Origin of the sequence: Streptococcus sp. SR4, assembly GCF_000517725.1 — a bacterium.
In the GTDB taxonomy this organism is placed as follows: Bacteria; Bacillota; Bacilli; order Lactobacillales; family Streptococcaceae; genus Streptococcus; species Streptococcus salivarius_F.
The window spans coordinates 1-3,564 of record NZ_AZYW01000044.1 but is presented as its reverse complement, the minus strand read 5'-3'; the positions used below and the strand labels follow the sequence as shown (position 1 = coordinate 3,564).

General features: G+C 41.2%; 2 protein-coding genes. Both read right to left on the bottom strand.

Annotated elements, in window-relative coordinates:
• The coding region (locus HMPREF1519_RS04725) for an accessory Sec-dependent serine-rich glycoprotein adhesin (protein WP_037611335.1) at window positions 1-2,607 on the bottom strand (2,607 nt) is incomplete at its 3' end.
• A 455-nt stretch (window positions 2,608-3,062) separates the two neighbouring features.
• On the bottom strand, window positions 3,063-3,564 hold a 502-nt coding region (locus HMPREF1519_RS10115; RefSeq protein ID WP_156024873.1), incomplete at its 5' end, for an LPXTG cell wall anchor domain-containing protein.

Genomic DNA, 3,564 nt, shown 5'->3' with positions numbered 1-3,564 from the left:
TGAATTAGACACTGATTGTGATTCTGATACAGAAGCACTTTCTGAAGCAGACTCTGAATTAGACACGGATTGTGATTCTGAGACTGATTCACTTTCTGACGCTGACTCTGAGTTAGACACGGATTGTGATTCTGAAACTGATTCACTTACTGATGCTGACTCTGACGTTGAAACAGATTGTGATTCTGAAACTGATGCACTCTCTGACGCTGACTCTGAGTTTGAAACAGACTGTGATTCAGACACTGATGCACTCTCTGACGCTGATTCTGAGTTAGACACTGATTGTGATTCTGAAACTGACGCACTTTCTGACGCTGACTCTGAGTTAGACACTGACTGTGATTCTGATACAGAAGCACTCTCTGATGCTGATTCTGAATTTGAGACAGATTGTGATTCTGAAACTGATTCACTTACTGATGCTGACTCTGACGTTGAAACTGATTGTGATTCAGAAACTGATGCACTTACTGACGCTGACTCTGAATTCGATTCAGACTGCGATGTCGACGTTGATTCACTTTCTGACGCTGATTCTGAGTTTGAAACAGACTGTGATTCTGATACAGAAGCACTCTCTGATGCTGATGCAGAATTAGACACTGATTGTGATTCGCTTACTGACGCACTGACTGACGCTGACTCTGAGTTTGATTCAGACTGTGATGTCGACGTTGATTCGCTCTCTGAAGCTGACTCTGAGTTTGACACTGACTGTGATTCAGACACTGACTCACTTGTTGAGGCTGACTCATAATTTGAGACTGATTGTGAAGCTGAAGTTGACGCACTGACTGACGCTGAAGTTGAGTTCGACTCAGACTGAGATGTTGACGTTGAGGCGCTCTCTGAAGCAGAGACTGAATTTGACTCCAACTGTGATGCGCTCACTGAAGCACTTGTTGAGGCACTTTCAAGAAGGCTTTCTGAGATACTCTCTGAAAGAGATGCTGATGCTTCCTCTGATACAGAAAGAGAAGATGAAACAACCTCTGACTCAGATGCTGAAACCGATGCAGATTCTACCTTACTTGTTGATACAGATTCTGACTCTACTGTTGAAGCACTTTCTACGAGGCTTTGAGAAGTACTTAGAGATGCACTCGTTGTATCAGCTTCAGATTCAGACTCGATAACCTGATTACCATTAAAGAAGTTAACGGCAATCGTATCAGTCTTACCTGCATAAGGCGAGAATGTGAAGGATGTATCATCACCAGTGATTTTAGCAGTCCAAGTCGATGTTAAACCATAACTTTTCTTAGCCTGAGTACCATTCATTTGGTAACCATTACCCCAAGTAAAGCCATCACCTTGTTTCGTAACTGTTGAAGTATTAGACTTTGGAGTAGCAACTTGATTACCACTCGAATCTGTAATGTAGTTTGTTACATTTGAAGGTGTCCCAAGTCCTTTACCAAGGGTAAACATCGTTTGTGTTGATGTTCCTGTATTATAGATAGAATATCCAGGAGACATTCTTGAAATATTCCCAAGGGTTGATGTTGCAGGATTAACATAGGAAACAGTGTAGACAAAATTCAGATTTGTCCCGTCATTTGTCACTTTCAATGTATAGTAAATTGGAACATTATAGTTTGAGTCTGTTCCAGTTCCTGTATAAACCTTAGTCTCACCAGTCGCTAGGTTAAGGTTTGAAGTGATAGCGGGAGTGCCATTCACTGTAGAGTTTCCATTGAAACCAGCATTTGTAAGCTTGGTCATCATGTTATCGACGGCATTACCAAGACGCTCACGCTGTTCTTCGTAAGCTGCGTTTGTTGCTGATGCCGCAATCAATGTTGTTGACTTAGTGACTTCTTCTTGAACTGTTGTAATAGCCGTTTGGATTTCAGCCTTAGTCGCTGTATCTGTCAATTTTGCTTGGTAGTTTTTAGCGATATTAACGAGCAATTCCGCTTCTGAAACGTTTTGATCCAAGACAGTTTTCTCATCCTCTTGGCTTGCATTTTCTGAAGCAACTGAGCTCGTTGAAGTTGCTGAATCAGAAGCTGAGTCTGAGTTTGAACCACTTGTGCTTTCAGTTTCTGACTGGCTATCAGAAGTTGAGTACTCCTTGCTGAGTGATGCAGATTCTGAAATAGCCTGTGACAATTCAGCAGAAATAGATTGAGAGACAGATTGTGATACTGAAACTGATGCTTCCGTGCTTGCTTGAGCATCTACTGAAGAGCTTGTAGACTCTTGGCTTGTTGATGCTACTGCTGAAGCTTCCGAAGCTGGCGCCGCACTCAATACAACTGACTCAGAGTTGACTGCCACATCTTGATTAGCAGTTACTTGGCTTTCCAAAGCTGGAGTTGTCGTTTCTTCCGCTTGGGCTGTATAAGTTGCCACTGCGCCTCCAGCCACTGCTCCCGCCGCTGCAATTCCTTTAAGGAGAGATTGCCCTGAGAGAAGCGGTGTTTTCTCCTCGACACTCTGTGCTGAAACTGATGGTGCGTCTGCCCCACCTTTAACAACCTTGAAAAGTCCAAAGTTGGATGTCGCAGCACGAAGCCATTGCTTACCTGATTTAATCAATTTAAAACGAGTCACGCGATCAGTTTCGCGATATTCCCCTTCGTTCCTTCTAAAAAACATATCTACTCCATTCTTGTTTTATGAATTAAAACTCACCGATAAATTTTATCATAAAAATCTTGTAAGCTCTAATACAAACTCTTATTTCCCTCAAAAAAGATTGCAGACGCTTTATGCTGTATAAATACTGAAAATACTTTTTTCATAGCATTTCCACCCACCTTACATTTTGTAAAACAAAACTGAAAGTTGTCTTAAAATTCAAAGTATACTTCTTCCACATCTAAGATTTTAGCTTACTAAACTAAGCCTTTACTCTCTAATACTAAGCCTAAATGAGACTTAGACTAACGTTTAAGATAGCCTCTCTCATTTTCAAACACGACAAAAAGACACATCCCATATCGGAATGTGTCTTTTTTAGAACGAAGCTAATCGGCTTATTCTTACTTAAGAGTAGTTAGTTTTTATTAGGACTAGTCACTCATAAGTTTTAGGGGTAAGTCGAAGGAATATTATTCCTCAGTTTTTTTGCGTTTTGCCGCAAGTGCCAATCCAGATGCAGTTGCAAGCAATCCAAGAGCTGCTGTAGCTGCTACGTTAGACTCTTCACCAGTATTTGGCAATTGTGCCATTTCTTGTGCAGGTTTAACTGGAGTAGCCTTAGCTGGAGCTTTAGGAGCTGGATCAACTGGTTTACCTGGAGTTGGTTGTTCAGGTTTACCTGGAGTTGGTGTTACTGGTTTTTCTGGAGTTGTATCGACAAGTTTGTAAACGTAAGTTACGTTCTTATCACCTTCGATAACTTTACCAGTTACTGGGTCAGTTGTAGTCAAGTGACCATCACCATCTACAGAACCTACTGGGTAGTTACCTTGTGGTACCAATTCGTAAACTTTACCATCAGCAGTAACAATTGTCTTAGGACGGTTATCAATTACTGTATCGTAATCTTTACCTACTGGTTGACCAAATTCATCTGTTACAGATTGTTTGATAGTGTTACCATTTTCATCC